Origin of the sequence: Izhakiella australiensis, from assembly GCF_002006995.1 — a bacterium.
GTDB lineage: Bacteria > Pseudomonadota > Gammaproteobacteria > Enterobacterales > Enterobacteriaceae > Izhakiella > Izhakiella australiensis.
In genome coordinates this window covers 91,094-110,028 of sequence record NZ_MRUL01000014.1, presented here as the reverse complement: position 1 = coordinate 110,028, position 18,935 = coordinate 91,094, and the positions used below count along the sequence as shown (strand labels likewise).

The 18,935-nt window shown below is 53.6% G+C and carries 17 protein-coding genes and 1 pseudogene; 7 read left to right on the top strand and 11 right to left on the bottom strand.

Annotated elements, in window-relative coordinates; all coding sequences use genetic code 11:
- The 4 genes from BTJ39_RS17795 to BTJ39_RS17780 all read right to left on the bottom strand — a co-directional run.
- A partial coding sequence (locus BTJ39_RS17795; protein ID WP_139356375.1) for a transposase occupies window positions 1–109 on the bottom strand: 109 nt, incomplete at its 3' end.
- 240 nt (window positions 110–349) lie between these two features.
- Window positions 350–1,549 (bottom strand): restriction endonuclease subunit S, encoded by a 1,200-nt coding sequence (locus tag BTJ39_RS17790; protein WP_078004029.1) that lies wholly within the window; start codon window positions 1,547–1,549, stop codon window positions 350–352.
- Window positions 1,546–3,180, bottom strand: a complete 1,635-nt coding sequence (locus BTJ39_RS17785; RefSeq protein ID WP_078004028.1) for a type I restriction-modification system subunit M — start codon at window positions 3,178–3,180, stop codon at window positions 1,546–1,548. The genes BTJ39_RS17790 and BTJ39_RS17785 overlap by 4 nt, the downstream gene beginning before the upstream one ends.
- Window positions 3,181–3,243: 63 nt before the next feature.
- Window positions 3,244–6,657: a DEAD/DEAH box helicase family protein gene (locus BTJ39_RS17780; protein ID WP_078004027.1), complete on the bottom strand. Its 3,414-nt coding sequence runs from the start codon at window positions 6,655–6,657 to the stop codon at window positions 3,244–3,246.
- A 225-nt stretch (window positions 6,658–6,882) separates the two neighbouring features.
- On the opposite strand from BTJ39_RS17780, the gene BTJ39_RS17775 reads away from it, so the two are divergent.
- The 3 genes from BTJ39_RS17775 (at window position 6,883) to BTJ39_RS17765 (ending at window position 9,456) form a co-directional block, all read left to right on the top strand.
- Entirely contained in the window at window positions 6,883–7,860 is a 978-nt protein-coding gene (locus BTJ39_RS17775; RefSeq protein WP_078004026.1) for a toll/interleukin-1 receptor domain-containing protein, read from the top strand.
- 123 nt (window positions 7,861–7,983) lie between these two features.
- Window positions 7,984–8,445, top strand: a complete 462-nt coding sequence (locus BTJ39_RS17770; RefSeq protein ID WP_078004025.1) for a hypothetical protein — start codon at window positions 7,984–7,986, stop codon at window positions 8,443–8,445.
- A 393-nt stretch (window positions 8,446–8,838) separates the two neighbouring features.
- Complete coding sequence (locus BTJ39_RS17765; RefSeq protein WP_078004024.1) at window positions 8,839–9,456, top strand: LysE family translocator; 618 nt, start codon at window positions 8,839–8,841, stop codon at window positions 9,454–9,456.
- A 16-nt stretch (window positions 9,457–9,472) separates the two neighbouring features.
- On the opposite strand, the gene BTJ39_RS17760 is transcribed toward BTJ39_RS17765, so the two are convergent.
- Complete coding sequence (locus tag BTJ39_RS17760; RefSeq protein WP_078004023.1) at window positions 9,473–10,045, bottom strand: DUF1349 domain-containing protein; 573 nt, start codon at window positions 10,043–10,045, stop codon at window positions 9,473–9,475.
- 432 nt (window positions 10,046–10,477) lie between these two features.
- Between BTJ39_RS17760 and BTJ39_RS17750 the strand changes: the two genes are divergently transcribed.
- The 4 genes and pseudogenes from BTJ39_RS17750 (at window position 10,478) to BTJ39_RS17735 (ending at window position 13,771) form a co-directional block, all read left to right on the top strand.
- Complete coding sequence (locus BTJ39_RS17750) at window positions 10,478–11,506, top strand: isopenicillin N synthase family dioxygenase (RefSeq protein ID WP_078004021.1); 1,029 nt, start codon at window positions 10,478–10,480, stop codon at window positions 11,504–11,506.
- Between the two features lie 22 nt (window positions 11,507–11,528).
- Window positions 11,529–12,334 (top strand): annotated as a pseudogene (locus BTJ39_RS17745) (MetQ/NlpA family ABC transporter substrate-binding protein).
- Window positions 12,327–13,115: a methionine ABC transporter ATP-binding protein gene (locus BTJ39_RS17740; protein ID WP_078004020.1), complete on the top strand. Its 789-nt coding sequence runs from the start codon at window positions 12,327–12,329 to the stop codon at window positions 13,113–13,115. The pseudogene BTJ39_RS17745 and the gene BTJ39_RS17740 overlap by 8 nt, the downstream one beginning before the upstream one ends.
- Window positions 13,103–13,771: a methionine ABC transporter permease gene (locus BTJ39_RS17735; RefSeq protein WP_078004019.1), complete on the top strand. Its 669-nt coding sequence runs from the start codon at window positions 13,103–13,105 to the stop codon at window positions 13,769–13,771. The genes BTJ39_RS17740 and BTJ39_RS17735 overlap by 13 nt, the downstream gene beginning before the upstream one ends.
- A gap of 2 nt (window positions 13,772–13,773) precedes the next feature.
- Here BTJ39_RS17735 and BTJ39_RS17730 read toward each other — a convergent pair whose 3' ends face one another.
- The 6 genes from BTJ39_RS17730 to BTJ39_RS17705 are packed head-to-tail and all read right to left on the bottom strand — an operon-like array spanning window position 13,774 to window position 18,723.
- Window positions 13,774–14,658, bottom strand: coding sequence for an SIS domain-containing protein (locus BTJ39_RS17730; protein ID WP_078004018.1), 885 nt, complete (start codon window positions 14,656–14,658; stop codon window positions 13,774–13,776).
- 4 nt (window positions 14,659–14,662) lie between these two features.
- Window positions 14,663–15,541, bottom strand: coding sequence for an MBL fold metallo-hydrolase (locus BTJ39_RS17725; RefSeq protein ID WP_078004017.1), 879 nt, complete (start codon window positions 15,539–15,541; stop codon window positions 14,663–14,665).
- Entirely contained in the window at window positions 15,538–16,473 is a 936-nt protein-coding gene (locus BTJ39_RS17720; protein WP_078004016.1) for a phosphoglycerate dehydrogenase, read from the bottom strand. The genes BTJ39_RS17725 and BTJ39_RS17720 overlap by 4 nt, the downstream gene beginning before the upstream one ends.
- Window positions 16,470–17,438, bottom strand: a complete 969-nt coding sequence (locus tag BTJ39_RS17715; RefSeq protein WP_198412955.1) for a hypothetical protein — start codon at window positions 17,436–17,438, stop codon at window positions 16,470–16,472. The genes BTJ39_RS17720 and BTJ39_RS17715 overlap by 4 nt, the downstream gene beginning before the upstream one ends.
- The gene (gene eda / locus BTJ39_RS17710; RefSeq protein WP_078004015.1) at window positions 17,435–18,085 is read right to left on the bottom strand and encodes a bifunctional 4-hydroxy-2-oxoglutarate aldolase/2-dehydro-3-deoxy-phosphogluconate aldolase; all 651 of its coding nucleotides are present in this window, start codon (window positions 18,083–18,085) and stop codon (window positions 17,435–17,437) included. The genes BTJ39_RS17715 and eda overlap by 4 nt, the downstream gene beginning before the upstream one ends.
- Complete coding sequence (locus BTJ39_RS17705) at window positions 18,082–18,723, bottom strand: glucose-6-phosphate isomerase (RefSeq protein ID WP_078004014.1); 642 nt, start codon at window positions 18,721–18,723, stop codon at window positions 18,082–18,084. The genes eda and BTJ39_RS17705 overlap by 4 nt, the downstream gene beginning before the upstream one ends.
- Window positions 18,724–18,935 lie beyond the last annotated feature (212 nt).

Sequence of the window (18,935 nt, the reverse complement as noted above, 5' to 3'; positions counted from 1 at the left end):
TGGCCTCAGAAATCCCCATTTTACGGCACACCTCTTCCACCCGGGTGCCGGTTTCGGCCTGTTTCAGCGCAAACGCTATCTGTTCTTCGGTATAACGGGTCTTTTTCATCGTATTTCAGTTCCTTTTCGAACGAAGAAAAGCCAGAAACACTACTTTACACCGGTACTGTTTAAAGGGAAGAGATCACTTCCTAGCCTCTACCAAGCCATAATTTTGCTACAGCACACTACCAGTATGGTGCGCACTAAAAAGATAATTAGTGTGGTACAAATCGCCAAATCTCACTAAATTCAAACGGTTGGCTACCGGTGGTGGATTTATCTGAGTTTCACCGAACATTCCCACTTTTTAAAATCCATCAGAAAAAGCTTTTTGGCTGAGTGTGTTAAATAGAGGGGTAACCTCTTTCAACCCAGTCATAGCATTTGAGCGTATTTTTTGAATGAGATTTAGCTTCCTCATAAACTCAATTTGGAGATCATCTGGCGGACAGATAATAGGGAAGTCTTCAATGTGTTCCTTATTTATTTGTCTTTTATCTATTCCCCCCACACAAACCTCACGAATATGTTCACGATATTCATTCGAAGTTAAAATATATACAATGAATTCATGTAGCATCCCTGATTTTAGTCTTATTAAATAAACGTGACCATTGACATTTGCACTGTCGTCCTTTCCCAAAAACAAAGCTGCACGACCAAGGCTACTGTTTTCTGTATTGAATCGCCCCGTTTTAGTCATCAATATATCTTTATTTTTTAGACTGCTTTTTTTTAGACTATTATGGGTTTTTTCATCAATGTACGCGACATCATCTAGCCTGATATCATTTTTCCAAACATTTTGGCTTCTAAAAAAGGTAATCCCTTTATCAACATAAACCTTGCTCCCACCTTTAGGTGTAGAACCACTAGCTATTTTTACAGAGAGTTCTTTTAAAGGTTTTACCTTCCACCCCTTTGGATTGGACACAGGGTCGCCAAACATCTCCAAAAACGTAGCACGTAAAAAATCATCAGCCAATTTGATAGCTTTCTGGCGTTTTTGATATATACCATTGGCTTTATCAAGAATAGCTGCGATACGTTTTTGTTCACTTAAGGAAGGAAGAGGAACTTCCAATGACTTAATAAATCCTTGGCTAATATTAGGTTGAGCCCCACCAACCGCATTTTCGACAAAATAACTGAATTTGCTCTTCAAGAAGTAATAGAGATACCTCATATCAGCGATTGTCGTATCTGGCCTGATGTTGCAGATGGCTTGATTAATCGCTGCATTAATTCCTAAAATGGCCAAGCGGCCAACAGTGGCTCCATACATTGCTATTAAGATTGAGTCTTTCTCAACTATTTTTGCACTGCTATTTTCTAGCCCTGCGGCTGTAATATACTCATTCGCCTTATAAATTGTTGAATCTTTAAGGTCTCCTGATTTAACCCAAGGGATATCTCCCCCCTCATAATACTCAGGCTTTGACTTACTGGGTGTTCCACCACTACCGGTGCTACAAAAATCCTCAATTTTTAAATAACGCCCACTCACAGCATCCCCTCCAGCTCATCCAGATCCGCCTGAATCTCTTTTTCCAGATCTTTTAATCGTTTCAGCATCACCTTCGGATCTTCATACTCCTCCGCCTGATATACGACTTCTTTATAACGGTTAATGGAGAGATCGTATTTCTGCGCCGCAAGTTCCTCCTTCGGCACCACAAACACCGCCTGCGTGCGATCTTTAAAATCAACGCCAGCATCAATCCTTTCCGGGGACTGTTGTTTCAACAATGAGGCTAATTTCTCACCCATAAAGTTATCAACCGGTAGCCCGCGTAAAGTACGGTAATGCTTCCAGCTTGCCAGCAGATGCGGCAGGTCGTTGTCTTTTATCGGGTTACGCTTGTCATCCAGGCTGTAGCCATCATTTTGCAGGTCATAGAACCAGACCTCATCCGTCTGGCCGCCTTTGGTAAAGATCAGGATCGCCGTCGCCACGCCAGCGTAAGGTTTAAATACGCCGGAAGGCAGGTTGATCACCGCTTCCAGTTGGTTATCTTCCACCAGCGTTTTGCGAAGTGACTGGTGCGCCTTACTGGAACCAAACAGCACGCCCTGCGGCACGATAGTGGCACTGCGCCCGCCCACTTTCAGCATTTGCAGAATACGCGCCAGGAACAACAGCTCGGTTTTTTTGGTTTTCACCATTGCCGACAGTGTGGCGTCGATATCTTCCTCATCCAGAGAACCAGTAAACGGCGGGTTCGCGAGGATCAGGTTAAAGGCGTTTTTACTGGCCTGTGGGAAATTGGTGCTGAAGCTCTGGCTCATGGTGTCCTGATAGTGGATATCCGGCGCTTCCACGCCGTGCATAATCAGGTTCATAGCGGCGATACGCAGCATGGTGGTATCAAAATCGTAACCGTGGAACATATTGTTATCTACATGGTTACGCCACGGTGTCAGCAGATCGCCGGTAAAGATTTTTTGCTCTTCCAGCTCGCCACGTTCGTTGGTGCCAATCTCAGTATGAATGGATTCCAGCGAGCTGTATTTTTCCAGCAGATATTCATAGCTGGTCGCCAGAAAGCCACCGGTGCCACAGGCAGGATCGCAAATCGTCTCGCCGCGGGCGGGATTCAGCTCCATCATTTCAACCATCGTGCGGATAATGTGGCGCGGCGTGCGGAACTGGCCGTTGATTCCGGCAGTTGTCAGCTTGCTTAACAGGTATTCGTAAAGGTCGCCTTTGGTATCGCCGCGATCCAATGGCAGGTTTTTGATCACCTCAACCGCTTTGGTCAGCAGTGACGGCTTAACAATCTCCAGACGGGCATCTTTCATAAAGTTGCCCAGCAGCGTTACCTTCGACGCATCGGCTTGGCCGAGCTGACGGAAATGCTGGAATACGCCATCGCGCACCACTTCCATCATCTCATCCGAGCCAAGGTTGCTATAGTGACTGAAACGGAACTCCTGCTGTTCTGGCGCAAAACGCGGTTTAAAATCAATACCCGCGATTTGTTTAAGCTTCTCGTCGCGTTGTTCCTGGGTATCCAGCATCCGGGAATACATCAGATAGGTGATCTGTTCGATTACGGTCAGCGGGTTGGTGATACCACCCACCCAGAAATCTTCCCACAGGCCGTCGATTTTACTTTTTAAGTCACCGGTAATCATTGTTAGCGTTTATATCCTGTTTTAAATACAAAAGCCCCGCTGCCGGGGCTTGTCATGTGTGTATTATACCGTCGCTGCGTCGGTCACAACACCCAGCTCTTCGACTATCTTTTGCAACCGGACGATCTGCTCTAGATCCGGGAATACGCCAGTAACGCCTTCGTTGTGGATGTGCGTAAACGGCTGTTCAAAGAGTTGCCGAATTTCAATGGTGCCGTAATCGCGGATGTGGTTTTTCAGCAGTGACAGGAAGCGCAGTTGCTGGCTGGTCAGGCTGTTATCAGCGGCGAACTGTGCAAAACGTACTTCTACCGCATCGCTGTCCATCCCGATGATGGTACGTAAAAGTTTATCCAGGCTGGCGGTCGCCTGCGGATAGAACTCTTTCAGCGCCCGGATATCAACGTTGGGGTTTTGGATCAGCACCAGTTTTGCCAACTCATCCAGTTCGCCTTGTGTTACCGGCTCGCCGTTGCGGATTTTTTTCAGCACCGGGTTTTGCTGGAACAGCGGCTCCAGCGCTCCCTGAACCTGCTGGCGATACAGTTTGAAATCAATCGAGCGGATGTTGGTTTTGCGGGCCTCCGTCTGGATCAGATTCGCATCTTCAGTAATATCCACCTGTATCGAACCAAATTTCGGCGTCGCATCTTTTTCCATCAAGTGCATGATGCCGCGCAGATGAATGCGGATATCCTCCAGTTCTTCCAGGCTGGCTTGCTTCCACCAGCCTAAATCACGAAGTTGATTAATCCGCTGTCCCTGTTGCTGCACCTGAGTCAGATGCGGCGGTAGACGTTCCACTTTCTCGATGATGACCGGCCAGAGCAAATCCAGCTCTTCCGGGTTGGTATAACGGGCAGTTTGCGCCGCCAGAATATCCATATCAAAGCGCATGGCATCGCTTTGCCCGCGCACGTCCAGCCACTGTATCAGCGGGGCCAGGACAGATAGCAGATCCTGCTGTGTTTTCGGGGAAAGCTGGCGCAGTACTTTTTCATCGCTGTACTGCGCTTTTTGCTGCCACTTTTCCTGTATGGCAATCGACTTTTCATCCAGCGCATTGATCTGCTCGCGGAGCTGGTGAGCGACTAAATCCACCGCCTGTTTGTCGAACTTGCGCTGCGCAGCAGCCCCCAGCATAACCCACGCTTCAAAGCGTTTTTGCGCCAGCGATTTTGTCGCTGTGACTTCGGCCTCTTCGGTATGCAGCTCGTGATACTCAAAATTGCCCCAGTGATCGAAGATACGGAATTTTTGTTTATCCAGCGGTTTGCCGTTTTCATCGTAGCCGTACAACCCTGAACAAAGACGCGTACCTCGGCCAATCATCTGCCAGAACTTCACTTTCGATTTAACCGGCTTGGCAAAGACCAGATTCACAATTTCCGGGACATCAATGCCGGTATCAAGCATGTCAACGGAAATAGCAATGGTCAGCTCTTTGTTGGTGCTTTCATCCAGCCCTTTAAAATCGTCAATCAGTTGCTCGGCGCGGGGATCGTAGTTGTCGATGACCTGGCAGAAGCGTCCGGAAAACTGCGGATACATGTCGTCGAACAATTCATTCAACAGCAGTGCGTGTTTGTGGTTACGGGCGAAAATGATGGTTTTACCTGGCAGTTGGCCGTCCCGATCTTTCAGGCCATTTTCCATCAGGTTACGCAGGATATAGCGGTTGGTGTCTTTGTTGTAGATCGCCTCATCCAGCGCCTTGCCATCAAATTCCAGCGTATTGGGATCGATACCCTGTTCTTCCAGTTCGCGGATTTGTGCGTCGCTTAACTTCTCCCGTTTGATGCCTTCGCGCAGGAATTCCGTGGTGTGCGTAACAACCTCATAGGGAACCAGATTGTTATCGGCGATGGCATCTTCCAGGCTGTAGTTGGCGGTAGGGATACGACCTTCACAACCAAACAGGCCGAAAGTTGTTTTACTCACCATGTCGATCGGCGTGGCCGTCAGGCCAATCTGGAGGGCATCAAAATACTTAAACAGGTCGCCGTAGACGTTGTAGATAGAGCGGTGGGATTCATCGGCGATGATCAGATCGAAATAACCGACATCAAAATGGTCCATGATTTTCATCATGCCGGGATAAGTGGCAATGTAGATCCTAGCGTTCTGCCTGTCTGCTTTTTTCGATTTCCCGACCACATACAGCGGCTCATTGGTGAATTGATTGAAGGCATTTGCCGCCTGTTTGCGCAGCTCTTTACGGTCGCAAAGGAACAGAACGCGTTTTACCCAACGGGCATCAATCATCAGTTTGCTTAGCGCAATTGCCACGCGAGTTTTGCCTGTACCAGTAGCCTGAACAATTAACGATTGCCGGTACTTGTTAGTAAACCGTTCGCTGACGCGGGCAATGGTTTCAAGCTGATACAAACGTCCGGCAACTGTCTTACCTTCGTTATCTTTAACATGCGACACACTGTTCAGCGGTAGACGGGTTTCACGCTGCTGAATAAGGTATTGCAGGCTTTCCTTGCTGTAGAAGCCAAATACCCGACGCGGAGGATAACCATGAGTTTTATGGTCGTCCCACAGCCAGATATCGTAGCCGTTGGTGTAGAAGATGACCGGACGCTGACCATATTCTTTTTCCAGCCAGTCTGCATACAACCGGGCCTGAATTCGCCCTTGCTCGGCATTAACGCTGGTTTTTTTTGCTTCCACCACCGCCAGCGGTTTGTGTGCCTCATCCCACAAGACATAGTCCGCATAACCGTCACCGGTCGCGGTAGGCTGTTCTCTAACTGGATGTTCCTGTGTAACCTGATCGGTATTGTTAAGTTCTTCGCCTACATTCCAGTCAGCAGCAAGCAGACGGGAGTCAATCAGGCGGCGGCGGGTTTCCGCTTCATCAATGGAAAGGATATCAGCAACATGCTGGTTACGTGCTCTGGCTTCATTCAGGCGCTGAGTGAGGTGTTCAGCTTTTTCTTGTTCCTGCTGTAGTGCGCGTTGTAGTGCCAGTTCGCGCTCGCGGCTTTCATCCTGAGCCCTGATAGCATCTTCCAGACGTTTTTCTTCTGCACGACCTGACGATTGTGTTAACGGAGGAAGTGAAAATTTGGGGCAGTTATCAACATTACCGTGGGCGTAACGAACATACAGCCAGACCCCTAACAAATACGCTTCCTTAAGCAGCCAGTAGGTATCTTTGGCTTTGATACGTCCACCGTGCGCGGCGCGGTTGCCGTGGATACGCAGCGCATCCATTTTCATGATGATGGCTTCTGGCATCATGCTAGTAAAGACATCAGCGTTCATTAAATCGTAAAGATTCGCTCTGATACCTTCAGGCAATCGTTCCTGACGGTACAACCAACGCACCATTAATTCGGTGTAGTTGCGAAGCTTCACCAGACTGCTTTCCGGGTCGGTGTGAACATAGCGTTCTGCCATTAATCCCAGCTCTGCCAGTTCTGGCCACTGGCTACGCAACATTTCAAAATTGAGAGACTGCTCCATCAATCATTGCCTTATGTCATCGATACAACAGGATTTCTGGAAAGAATATCACACTAAATTTGCTGACGGAGTGAGCTGGATGGCATATGGGAGGCTATGAATCGGCTGCTGTAACAACTTTAAATAGACCAAGCATCTATTAATTAAAGTCGATAGCGTGATTTTTTTATATTGTGGGCTCAGAATAGCCCTAAAGACAGTAACAGTCAGGAGCATTTCACCATTATGACCACTCTCGTTTTTTCTTATTCTCATGTAGATGAAGCACTTCGCAATGAACTGGAGAAGCATCTGTCACCTCTGAAGCGAGCCGGGAAAATCACTACATGGCACGATCGACGCATTGTTCCTGGGCAAGAGTTTGAACGCCGGATTGATCAGTATTTTTCCGAAGCAGATATAATCTTACTGCTTATTAGCAGTGATTTTATTGCTTCTGATTATTGCTATGAAGTAGAGATGACCAATGCGTTGGCGCGGCATAAACGAGACGAGGCCGTGGTCATTCCTGTGATCTTAAGAGAGTGTGCCTGGCAACAGTTGCCATTCGGCAGCATTATGGCAGCAACAACTGACGGAAAGCCCATTACCAAATTCTCCAGCCACGATGAAGGCTATGTTCAGGTCGTAAATGCTGTTTCTCGTGCTATTGCTGATATGAATGCGAGAAAACCACAGCAGAGCACGCTTATTCCTTCCCAGCCTTCGGCCAATCCATTGCTTCAAACTCCGGAAACGATTTTTACACCGCGTTCCAGCAATCTTTCTTTACCAAAGAGTTTTACTGACCTCGATAAAGATCGGGCCCGTCGTGAGGGTTTTGAGTATGTAGCTCGTTATTTTGCAAACTCGCTGGACGAACTCAAAAAGCGCCATGCAGGGTTAGACGTCGATTTCCATCGGCCTGATGCAGATTCTTTCACTTGTGCTGTGTATATCAACGGTAGCAATGTTGGTCAGTGCGGAGTTTGGTGTGGCAGTCGTAATATGGGATTCGGGGATATCAGCTACAGTCAAAGTGGTGTGACTCGTAATAGTTGCAATGAAAGTCTTAGTGTTGCGGATAATGGGCAAACACTTGGGTTCCGCACCATGATGGGATTGGGGTACAGCAATTCAATGGATTCGTTGCTGACTAACGAAGGCATGGCAGAACATTTATGGGATATGTTCTTTAGCCCTATTCAACAGCGTAATCGCTAAATGTAGCCCGTACCAGCAAAAGTGATACGGTCATACTGATGATCAGCCAAAGCCCATCTCGGTTAAGGTAATGGCATTTTAGCTTCTCAATACTACGGGACTTGCGTAGCGAACTGATAACCAATGAAATGGGAATTAGAGGAAATGGATCTCAGTGGGTACAGCTTCAAGCAACAACTTTCAGATCTTCTGCTGCCGACTCAAGAATTTTACTCTACGGTAAACCCTTTATATCTGAATGCTGGCGGGGTTTATGTTCTACGGAGCTTCGACGATGATGGGCAAGCGCTCACCATACCGCGAGTATTAGACAATGATCAGGACGGGATTTTATACATAGGCATGGCTAAATTATTTTGCCATCGTACAGGCGATCTGGCTCGCTCCTTTAGCCCTAAATATCTGCAGAGTAAGCACCAGACCGGACAGCGTTATTGGCGTGATGAGCGCTATCAGAAGCGTTATCCGTATGAGCACCTTAAAATGTTCATGTGGGTCAGTGATAATCCCGGCGAACTTGAACAGACGTTTTTTCAGCGCTATCTTGCGAAATTTGGTGAGACTCCACCTCTTAACAGAGTTTAGCGGGATGATTACAGTACCATTAATTTATTCACTGAGTGGAAGGTGAACAAAAATGCAACGGCATATTTTAATAGAGATAATGTGACGAATGAGTATGCGTATGATCCTGGCACGATAGTCTCAATGCCGATTCCCGGAAAAACCATCAGATTATCAATGGAGTTAACTTTCTAACTGAGCGTTCTGAATACGACGACTGCATTATCAGCCTGTTCCGCCAATCCCGGTGCAGGCTATTTCTCCTCCGTCTGACAGGCATGCGTACTGCCTGCCACTTCTATGAAAAATTAAAAAAGGCGGCGGCTTGCGCGCGCGATTTTCTGTCCAAGCAACAAAAAAAGTTGTTTAATAAAATCTTCTGCTATGGCGGCGTCATTCTTTGAGGGAAAGAGCATGGGCAATGACATTCTGGCCTTACTGGCTATAAGCGGGGCCATCTTGCTGGGCGCAATGAGTCCCGGAGCAAGTTTTTTACTGGTAGCCCGTACCGCCGTGGTTTCCTCTCGTCGCGCGGCAATCAGCGTATCCTTCGGGCTAGGGGTCGGCGCGATGCTGTTTGCTATTATCGCACTGGCGGGTTTGCATGCGCTCCTGACGCTGGTTCCCTGGCTTTATACGGCGCTGAAGATTGCCGGCGGCTGCTATCTGCTATGGCTGGCAATGAAAATGTTTCGCCGCCCGGCGGGCAGCGCGCCGGATTTATCCAGCGCACCGCAAGCCAGTTCTTCACGCGCGTTTATCACCGGCGTCATTACCCAGATGAGCAATCCGCATACCGCGCTGGTATTTGCCAGTATTTTTACTGCAACGTTAAGCGCAAGTTTTTCACCCTGGCTTTATGTCGCGCTGCCGGTGATGGCTTTTCTGATAGACGTTATCTGGTATGTGATGGTTGCCACGGCGCTTTCCACCGAAAGACCCCGGCGGGTTTATCTGCATTACCGGCGTGTTATCGACAGGCTAAGCGGCGGGCTGATGGCGGTTCTGGGGATACGCCTGTTAATTAAATAATCGGCGCCCGGCTAAGTTAGCTCAAATCATGCAGCGCCTTATCAAGTGGTGGGGTGAGGGTTATATCCTGGAAATCCACCACTAACCCGCGCCGCTCAGGCGTACAGCACATTACGCCGACCTTTGCGCTGCCGTGCGGGAAGTGGCACAGGCGCAGCAGTGGCCAATGCTGCGCGTCGCTGGAGTATTGCAGCCTGAGGCTGTCGCCCTTGCGCGTCAGGCGCAGCCAGAAGTCACGGGGGTTACCGGTAAAGATGCCGGTTGCCCAGTCCGAGTTTTCCAGCGTCAGCACGCTGCCGATCGCTGGCGCGCCGTCGTTAAATTCAATGCCGGCTTTTAACCAGTGCTGGCTATCGGACATAAACATAATACCGGCCTGGTCATAAAGCTCAGTAAACTCGGCGCGGAGCCTGACCTGGAAAGTAAAATCGTTGTCGACGTCGGTGGCGAAAATGTGGCCGGAAAAGCGTTCAAAACCATACCAGGTTTTGCGCCAGAAATCGGTATTTTCATCGGTAACTACCCGCAGAGCTGCGTCATTGCGCTGCCATTGTTGGGGTTCGTTTATCCAGTAAAAAGAATCGGGCATTGCTCCTCCGGCATATGTTTATGGCGTCCTGTTGACGATTTATTTCTGCGAGGTTATGCCGGCAGCCGGGTATTTTTCTGGTCTGCTGCCGATAAAACCACAGGTGAGTATAACGGTGAGACTATCTATTGGCATCGGATTATGGCGAATATCATCCAGGCTGGGGTGCAGCGCGCAAACCTGCTTTGTCGAAATCGAACGCTTTGAACCTCCGCTGCCGGAAATAACTGCCTGGTCACCGCCGCGATTTATTGTTTTAGCGAAGGAAGAAAATAATTTCTCAAACTGAGCGGGCAATTATTTATTTTTATGGCTAGCTGCTGCATAAAAATATTATTCCTGGTTTGTGCATATTAATAGCAGGATATTTTCGTAGTTAAGGTTCTGGCGTAATGGCATGGTGAAACCCTATTCATCAGCAGGACCGATTCAATGTCTACAACCCGCGCTTTGTCACTGCCAGTGATTGATTTTTCACAACTGAATAGCGGCCCGCAGTCGCGTCAGGCCGTGCTGGAAAAACTGGGAAAATCGGCACGTGAGGTGGGTTTTTTTTACCTGACCGGCCACGGTATTTCCGCTGAATTACTGACCCAGGTACAGCAGGTTTCCCGGCAGTTTTTTGCCCTGTCGGCGGCAGATAAGCTTAGCGTGCAGATGGCGAATTCACCGCACTTTCGCGGCTACAACCGTGCCGGTTTAGAAATTACCCGCAGCCAGCCTGACTACCGCGAGCAGTTTGATATCGGCGCCGAGCGGGAGGCGGTAACGCAGGAGGACGCGCCGGTCTGGCTAAGGATGCAGGGGCCGAATCAGTGGCCCGCCGCGCTGCCGGCGTTACAAACGGTGATCACCCGCTGGCAGCAGCAGATGACGGCCGTTGCGCTGGAGCTGCTGCGCGCCTTTGCTGAGGCGCTGTCGCTGCCGCGCCATGCGTTTGACAATCTGTACGGCGAATACCCTAACGAACACGTCAAGCTTATCCGCTATCCCGGTCGCACCAGCGACGAATCGCGTCAGGGGGTGGGCGCTCACAAAGATTCCGGCTTTCTGACCCTGCTGCTACAGGACCAGCAAGGGGGATTGCAGGTGGAGCTGACGCCAGATAACTGGGTGGATGCCGTGCCGCTCGACGGGGCGTTTGTGGTGAATATTGGCGAGCTGCTGGAGCTGGCCACGAACGGCTACCTGCGCGCTACCGTGCATCGGGTGGTGTCGCCGCAGGCCGATCGTGAACGGCTGTCGGTGGCCTTTTTCCTCGGCGCGCAGCTAAGCGGCGTGGTGCCGGTATATCAGCTGGCGCCGCATCTTGCCCGCTTAGCCACGGGGCCGACCAGCGATCCATTAAATCCCTTATTACGCGAAGTGGGCTGGAATTATTTAAAAGGCCGGCTGCGCTCTCATCCCGATGTAGCAAACCGCTTTTATGCGGAATACCTCAATAACGAAAAGCGTCCTTAAACAATAAGAGTAAAAAATAATGATGAAAACTGCGATTTATACCATGGCAGGTCTTGCATTGCTGGTAGCACAGAGCTTACAGGCCGCGCCGCTGCGCGTGGCGGCCGATCCCGTCCCGCACGCTGAAATACTGGAATATGTGCAAAAGATCGACCCGAAATTAGATCTTAAAGTGGTTGAGATGAGCGCCGGTGGTGGGGCGAATCCGAATGAGCTGCTGGCTGCAGGCGACGTCGATGCCAACTATTTCCAGCACCTTCCCTATTTAAAAGATCAGGAAAAAGCGCTGGGTAAAACCTTCAGCGTGGTGGCGAAGGTGCATATTGAACCGTTGGGGATCTATTCCCATAAGGTGAAGTCGCTGGCGGCTTTGCCGACCGGCGCCAGCATCGGCGTGCCGAATAACACCACTAACCTGAGTCGTTCACTGTATCTTCTGCAGGATAAAGGGCTGATTAAGTTAAAAAATCGGCTGATGGCAGCAACACGCTGGTGACGCCGGAAGATATTATCGATAACCCGAAGAAGATTAAGATCGTACAGATCGAATCGCCGCAGATTCCGCGCTCGCTGGATGACGTTGATGCGGCGATTATCAACGGCAACTATGCGCTGGAGGCTGGTCTGGTTCCGGCAAAAGACGCGCTGGGACTGGAGTCGGCGCATCAAAATCCCTATGCCAACCTGCTGGTCACCCGGCCGGAGCTGGCGAAAGATCCGCGCATCCTGCAATTAGCCAAAGACCTGACCTCGCCGCAGGTGGCCGACTTTATCCGGAAAAACTACCAGGGCTCGGTGATCCCGGTTGCGGATTCTCAGCATGATTAAGCTGGAAAATGTCAGTAAACAGTATGCTGGCGCCTCTGCGCCAGCGTTAGCCAACGTCAGTTTGTCGATCGAAGCCGGGACCATATTTGGCATTCTGGGCCGCAGCGGCGCGGGAAAAAGTACGCTGCTGCGCTGTCTGAACCGGCTGGAAAAGCCAACCCAGGGCCGGGTGGAAATCGACGGGCAGGATATTGTCCAGCTCAGCGTGGCGCAGCTGCGCCGGCAGCGTCAGCAGATGGGGATGATTTTTCAGCACTTCAATCTGCTGCATTCACGTAACGTGAGCGATAATATCGATTTATCGCTGGAAATTGCCGGCGTAGCGCGCAAGGTCCGCCGCCAGCGGGTGGAGGCGGTATTACAACTGGTCGGGCTGGACGCGTTTGCTGGCGCCTGGCCGTCGCAGCTCTCCGGCGGGCAAAAGCAGCGCGTCGGCATTGCCCGCGCGCTGGCGGCGCAGCCGCGTTATCTGTTGTGCGATGAGGCGACCAGCGCGCTCGATCCGGAAACCACCGCTTCAATACTCGATCTGCTGGCGGATATTCAGCAGCAGCTCGGTATTACCATCGTGCTGATCACCCATGAAATGGCCGTGGTTAAGCGTATCTGCCAGGGCGCGGCGCTGTTGGAGCAGGGCCAGCTGGTTGAGAGCGGCTCGCTGCAGCAGATTATGGCGCGTAAAGAGGGACGTCTGCGCCAGATGTTATTGCAGGATGGTGAAACCGATCGCGCATTCCGCGCTCGCTTTCACGCGCAGGGAGCGGCCCGATGCGTGGCGTAAGCTGGGAACGTTTTCAGGAATTAATGATCAACGCCACGCTGGAAACGTTGTATATGGTGATGCTGGCTGCGCTGTTTACCGTGCTGCTTGGTCTGCCGGCTGGCGTGCTGCTGTTTCTGACCCGCAAAGACGGCATTTTACCCAACCGCGGCGTGGCGCTGCTGCTTAATAGCGTGGTGAACATCGGTCGTGCGTTGCCGTTCGTTATCTTGCTGATCGCGCTGATCCCCTTTACCCGGCTGATTGTCGGCACCACCCTTGGCAGCACTGCCGCCATTGTGCCGATCACCCTGGGCGCTTTTCCTTTTTTTGCCCGTATCGTCGAAAACGCGCTGGATGAGGTGGATCGCGGTCGCATTGAGGCGGTGGAATCAATGGGCGGCAGCCACTGGCATATTGTCAGCCGGGTATTGCTGCCTGAAGCGCTGCCCGCGCTGGTGGCCGGCATTACCCTGACTATCGTGATGCTGATCGGCTTTTCGGCAATGGCGGGGGTGGTCGGCGGCGGCGGGCTGGGCGACCTGGCGATTCGCTACGGCTATCAGCGTTTTGATAATAACCTGATGGCCGGTACGGTAATCGTCTTGCTGCTGCTGGTGCAGCTTATTCAGAAGCTGGGCGACCGGCTGGTGCGCTCGCTGGCGCACCGGCGCTGAAGCTAGTTAAAACGCGCTTCGTTCAGCCGCTGCTTCATGGCGATAAACGCCTGCTGATGGTCCTGATCTTCATCCCGACGCAGCGCAACGGCGGTGGACAGAATATCCATAATCACCAGCGCGGCAATACGCGAAGTCATCGGCGTGTAGATGCTGGTATTTTCCAGCGTCTCGACCACCAGGGTCACGTCGCAGTAAGATTTCAGCGGTGCGTCGCTGGCGCCAACGATGCCCAGCACGGCGGCGCCGCGCTCTTTGGCGATGCGCGCCACGTCCATCAGGGTACGGGTGACGCCGGTGTTGGAGATCAGCACGCAGGTATCGCCGGCCTCCAGCATCGAAGCCTGCATAATCTGCTGATGAAAATCCACCTCAACGCCGCAGGGCACGCCAAACAGCGGAAATTTTTGCTGGCCGTCGCGGGCGACGATGCCGGAGGCGCCGAAGCCGAAGAATTCAATGCGCCTGGCGGCGATCAGCATCTCAATCGCGTTGCCAATTGCCGCTTTATCCAGGTGATAACGCGCCCAGTCGAGGCTGGTCAGGGTGTAGTCAAAAATCTTTTCCACCACCTGATCCGGCGTATCGCTGCCGGCCAGAACCGAGTGCGTCGCCGGCATACCTAAGGCCAGGCTTTGCGCCAGCCGTAGTTTGAAGTCGGGGTAGCCGCTACAGCCTATTGCATTGCAAAAGCGTAATACCGTTGGCTGGCTGACCTCGGCACGCGCCGCCAGTTCGGCGACGGTATCGTTAAGAATCAGCTTGGGATCGTCGAGCACCACGTTGGCGACCTTGCGGTCGGATTTGCGCAAATCAGCGCGGCAGGTGCGGATTATCTCCAGGATATTCTGGACGGGTTCGCGAACCTGGTTTGGGTCATGGGCCATTCACTTATCTCGCTGACAATGGGCTTGCAAAGTAAAAGCGGGTCTGAAGCCGTGCCCGTATGAGAGACGGTTCCTTTACGCGCCGGGCCGCCGCGTCGATCTCGGCGGGGTCAGCGGTGTTAAAGTCGAACAACCCGTAATGATGGGCGATCATATAACGGATATTACACTGCTGGCAAAGACGTTGCCCCTCCGCCAGCGTCAGATTACCCGGTACGCCCTGCGCGCGTAAGTTTACGCTGCGACCGTTAACCGGCAGCAGCGCCACATCAATGTTAAGCGCTTTTAGCTCATCAACCTGACCGTCAAAAGGCACGGTATCGCCGGCGTGAAAAATGCGCACCTCGCCCAAGGTAATAACATAGCCGAGAAAGCGAAAGTTACCGGCGTCATCCTGCTCAAGGGTTTCATGGCTGGCGCGCACCGCCTGCAACCTCAGCCCTTCCGCCAGCGTTAGCTGCTCGCCGGCATTGATTCCCTGCAGACGCTCGCCGGCCTGGCTGCGTTCCGCCGCCAGCGCCAGCGCGGCGCGCGGCGCAATCAGCCGGGCCGTCGGCGCGGCCGCCATCAGGGGTTGCAGGGTCGCGCCATCAAGGTGATCGCTGTGATGATGGGTGACCAGCACATGCTGCACGTCACCCAGCTGCTGTGCGGCAATCGGCGCCGCCATCATGCGGCGATGAGGCAGCGGCCTGCCGCGATACTTTTCCGCTAACGAATCGGAAAGATAGGGATCGATGACCAGCAGGTGCGCAGCGCTGCGCAGCAAAAAACCCGCCTGGCCGAGCCAGAACAGCTCAACGCCGCGCGCCGGCGCCGGGTGGGCGGCAAGATAGTCGGCCAGCGCACCGGCAAAGGGGATTGCTGCCTGCTGAATACTCATGGCTGATTGACCTGCAATGCCTGCAGCAGGTTGGCGACCGCCATTTCAGTGGCGCGATCGACGCTTTCGGTGGTGAAGCCGCCAATGTGGCTGGTCGCGATCACCCGCGAGTGACCGGCCAGCGCCATTGAACGCGGCGGCTCTTCTTTAAATACGTCGGCGGCGTAGGCAGTAAGATGACCGCTGTCGAGGGCGGCAATCAGCGCGTCGTCATCGACCAGGCCGGCGCGGGCGGTATTGATGATAATCGTCCCGCGCGGCATTTGCGCCAGCTGCTGCGCGCCAATCAGCGGCGTACCGTCGCGCGGCGGCGGACAGTGCAGGGTAAGCAGGGTTGCCTGCTGCCATATTTCCTCAAGGGAGGCCCAGCGGAAGTGGGTGGGGGGCAGATCGAGCGGCGGGCGCATCGGGTCAAAGGCCAGCACCTTGCAGCCGAGCGCGCAGGCCAGCCGGGCGACTTCGCGCCCGATGGCGCCGCAGCCGATCACCCCCAGCCGCTGGGCGCGAATTTCATTACCCTGAAAGCGCGGCCATTCGCCCTGTTTAATGCCGCTGCTGGTGGAATGAATATGGCGCAGGCTGGCAAACATCAGTGCGATAGCCAGTTCCGCCACGCCGGAGGCATTGGCCCCGTCAGCGGTGCAGACCTGAATGCCGCGCTGGCGCAGCGCATCGACGGGCAGATTATCTACGCCGACGCCGTTACGGCTGATAACCTTCAGATGGGCCGCCGCTGCAATCACCCTTTCAGAAACGGGTTCGACGCCCGCCAGCCAGCCAACGCAGTCCGGCAGTCGTTCAAGCAGCGCTTGCTCATCGGGCAGCCTGCCCGCCGGTGAGAATACCACTTCAAAGCCAGCCTGAGTCAGCATATCCAGCGCCGGATGGCCGCCGCTGGTCAGCGAGCGTGGGGTAACCAGAATACGGTTCATGATGTGGCTCCCTGACGGGTAACGCGCAGTGCGCAGTCGGAAAGTGCATTAAAGGCGTCTCCTGCTACCGCGTCGGCGGGCAGCTCAAAGACTTCGGCGATGACCTGGGTCCAGCCGTGAATAAAATAGTCCCAGCCATCTTCCACCTGTAGCTGACGGCTGGCTTGCTGCGCCTGCGCCTGCTGCAAAAAGGTGAGTTCGCCGCGATAGTTAAGCTCCCAGACGATGGCGCGCTGCGGAAAGCACGCCTCATCGCCGATCGGCGAGCCGGGCAAATCTTTCCCCATGCCGGTGGCGTTAATGACCAGCGCGCCCTCGGGGAGCCCGGCGAGTAGCGCATCGCTCTGACGGGTGGAGTCGATGTGCTGATAGCTGACCGGAAAACTGGCGTCAAACTGCTGGTGCAGGCGCTTTAGCTCAGACAGCCGCGATGCGCTGCGATCGCTGACGATCAGACTGGCCGGCCGGTTAGCGCCGCGTTCGGGCTGCATCAGATACTGGCTGATGGCGATGCAGGCGCCGCCGGCGCCGAAGATCAGCGCTGGCGGCCTGGCGGCAAACGCCTGCGGCGGCAGAAAGCGCGCCAGCGTCAGGCCGGATGAGATCGGATCCTTCGCATAGCAGTGCAGACGCCCCTGATGCGTTGCCAGGCAGCTGGTTTCACCCAGTAGCCCGGCCACCGGATCGATGACGTCAAACAGATCGCGACAGGCATTAAACAGATCGATCTTATGGGTGGTGACCAGCGCCCCCAGTGAAAGCGGGTCCCGTTTGATAAACCGTACCGCCTCGCGGTACTCCTCTGCCGGCGCGCCGGGCGGGAAATCGATACCTTTAATCGCCACCTCGCCCAGCTGCAGCAGTTCCGCCCAGGCGGGGAAGACCTTCATGATCGAACTGCGGGTAGTGGTCACGCCAATAAAATAGAGCGTCGGGCGCTCTGCGGGAACATAGGCGGTCATCATGCATTCTCCCTGATTTGCGCAACCTGCTGACGTGCGGCGCGCGCCAGCCGGGTGATCTCGCCAAAGTGACCGGCGCGGATATCCTCGCTGCGGGCAATCCAGGTGCCGCCAACCGCCAGCACCTGTGGCAGGCGCAGCCAGTCGGCCAGCGTCGCCTGGCTTACGCCGCCGGTAGGAATGAACTGCATGCCGAGGTGGGAAAAGGGCGCGCTGATGCCGGTGAGCGCCGCCGGGCCGCCGACGATGCCCGCCGGAAAGAACTTCGCCACCCGCAGGCCGCGCGCGGCGGCGAGCGAGAGATCGCTGGGCGTCATCACGCCGGGCGCAAAGGGCAGCTGCTGGCGGCTGGCGGCATCCAGCACTGTCGGGTCGAAGCCCGGCGCCAGTCCGAAAGCGGCGCCGCAGGATACCGCCTGCGCCACCGCTCCGGCGTCCAGTAGCGTGCCGGCGCCAACCAGCAGCTCCGGGCGCTGTGCCGTCAGGGCGGCGATCGCCTGCGCGGCGGCCTCGGTGCGAAAGGTAATTTCCGCCAGCGGCAGGCCGCCCTCCAGCAGAGCATCGGCCAGCGGCAGGGCATCCTGGACGCGATCGATGGCAATCACTGGCACCACGCCGATGGCGGCAATGCGTTCAAATATGCCGCTCATAAGGTTACCCCCGCGCTCTGCTGATCCAGTAATTTTGCTACCGTTTGCGCGCTGCGCGCCTGCCATGCGGCATTATCCACCTGCTTCCAGCCGCCCGTGCCATCAGCCATTATGCGGCGGCGCATGCCGCCGGAGTGTGCAATGATGTCATAGTCCTGACCGGCATCGGCCGGATAAGAAAACAGCATGACAAACTCATCGCTGCCGGTGTTTACCGAACGATGGATCCAGTAGGGCGGGACATAACAAACGGTTTGCGCGTTGATCTCGACGATGCGGGTTTCCCCGTCCGGCGATTCCAGCAGCATCAGCCCTTCACCGCGCTGGCCGTAATAAATTTCCGGCCGATCGGCGACGGCGTGAATATGGCCGCGCGTCAGATAGAACTCCTCGCCGATTTTTCCCGGACTCATCCGCGTCAGACCGAAGATCATATCGCCGCTGCGCGCCGGCGGTCGCCATTCGGTCACTTCATAAACCACCCGGTCTCCGCCATGGCTAAGCTCCGCTTTAAACGCCGCATCATCGGCGTACAGCCCGGCCAAATCGCTGAGCCGCTTCTGATAATGACCGCTGGCGTTGTGCATCAGCCCCTGCTGCAGGTCAACCTGACAGCTAATTGGTTCAACCCATTTCATCGTCCGGCACTCCTGTTGTGTTCATTTGGTAATAAAAATACATAAAAGGATTTTTAATCACAGTTAAATTTTATATTAAGGGTGTTTTTTTGTGATTTTGAGCATAATTTTAACAATTATGATTTTTTATGTTTTCTATTTGGTAATAATAATACCGAAAGGCAAGTGAGTGAACCACAATAACGATACGCGTCCGGGGTTGCCTTTCCCCG

Bases quoted from the DNA above. Each gene is read 5' to 3' on its own strand.
- BTJ39_RS17785 (WP_078004028.1), bottom strand. From the start codon at position 3,180: ATGATTACCGGTGACTTAAAAAGTAAAATCGACGGCCTGTGGGAAGAT.
- BTJ39_RS17780 (WP_078004027.1), bottom strand. From the start codon at position 6,657: ATGGAGCAGTCTCTCAATTTTGAAATGTTGCGTAGCCAGTGGCCAGAA.
- BTJ39_RS17775 (WP_078004026.1), top strand. From the start codon at position 6,883: ATGACCACTCTCGTTTTTTCTTATTCTCATGTAGATGAAGCACTTCGC.
- BTJ39_RS17770 (WP_078004025.1), top strand. From the start codon at position 7,984: ATGAAATGGGAATTAGAGGAAATGGATCTCAGTGGGTACAGCTTCAAG.
- BTJ39_RS17765 (WP_078004024.1), top strand. From the start codon at position 8,839: ATGGGCAATGACATTCTGGCCTTACTGGCTATAAGCGGGGCCATCTTG.
- BTJ39_RS17760 (WP_078004023.1), bottom strand. From the start codon at position 10,045: ATGCCCGATTCTTTTTACTGGATAAACGAACCCCAACAATGGCAGCGC.
- BTJ39_RS17750 (WP_078004021.1), top strand. From the start codon at position 10,478: ATGTCTACAACCCGCGCTTTGTCACTGCCAGTGATTGATTTTTCACAA.
- BTJ39_RS17740 (WP_078004020.1), top strand. From the start codon at position 12,327: ATGATTAAGCTGGAAAATGTCAGTAAACAGTATGCTGGCGCCTCTGCG.
- BTJ39_RS17735 (WP_078004019.1), top strand. From the start codon at position 13,103: ATGCGTGGCGTAAGCTGGGAACGTTTTCAGGAATTAATGATCAACGCC.
- BTJ39_RS17730 (WP_078004018.1), bottom strand. From the start codon at position 14,658: ATGGCCCATGACCCAAACCAGGTTCGCGAACCCGTCCAGAATATCCTG.
- BTJ39_RS17725 (WP_078004017.1), bottom strand. From the start codon at position 15,541: ATGAGTATTCAGCAGGCAGCAATCCCCTTTGCCGGTGCGCTGGCCGAC.
- BTJ39_RS17720 (WP_078004016.1), bottom strand. From the start codon at position 16,473: ATGAACCGTATTCTGGTTACCCCACGCTCGCTGACCAGCGGCGGCCAT.
- BTJ39_RS17715 (WP_198412955.1), bottom strand. From the start codon at position 17,438: ATGATGACCGCCTATGTTCCCGCAGAGCGCCCGACGCTCTATTTTATT.
- eda (WP_078004015.1), bottom strand. From the start codon at position 18,085: ATGAGCGGCATATTTGAACGCATTGCCGCCATCGGCGTGGTGCCAGTG.
- BTJ39_RS17705 (WP_078004014.1), bottom strand. From the start codon at position 18,723: ATGAAATGGGTTGAACCAATTAGCTGTCAGGTTGACCTGCAGCAGGGG.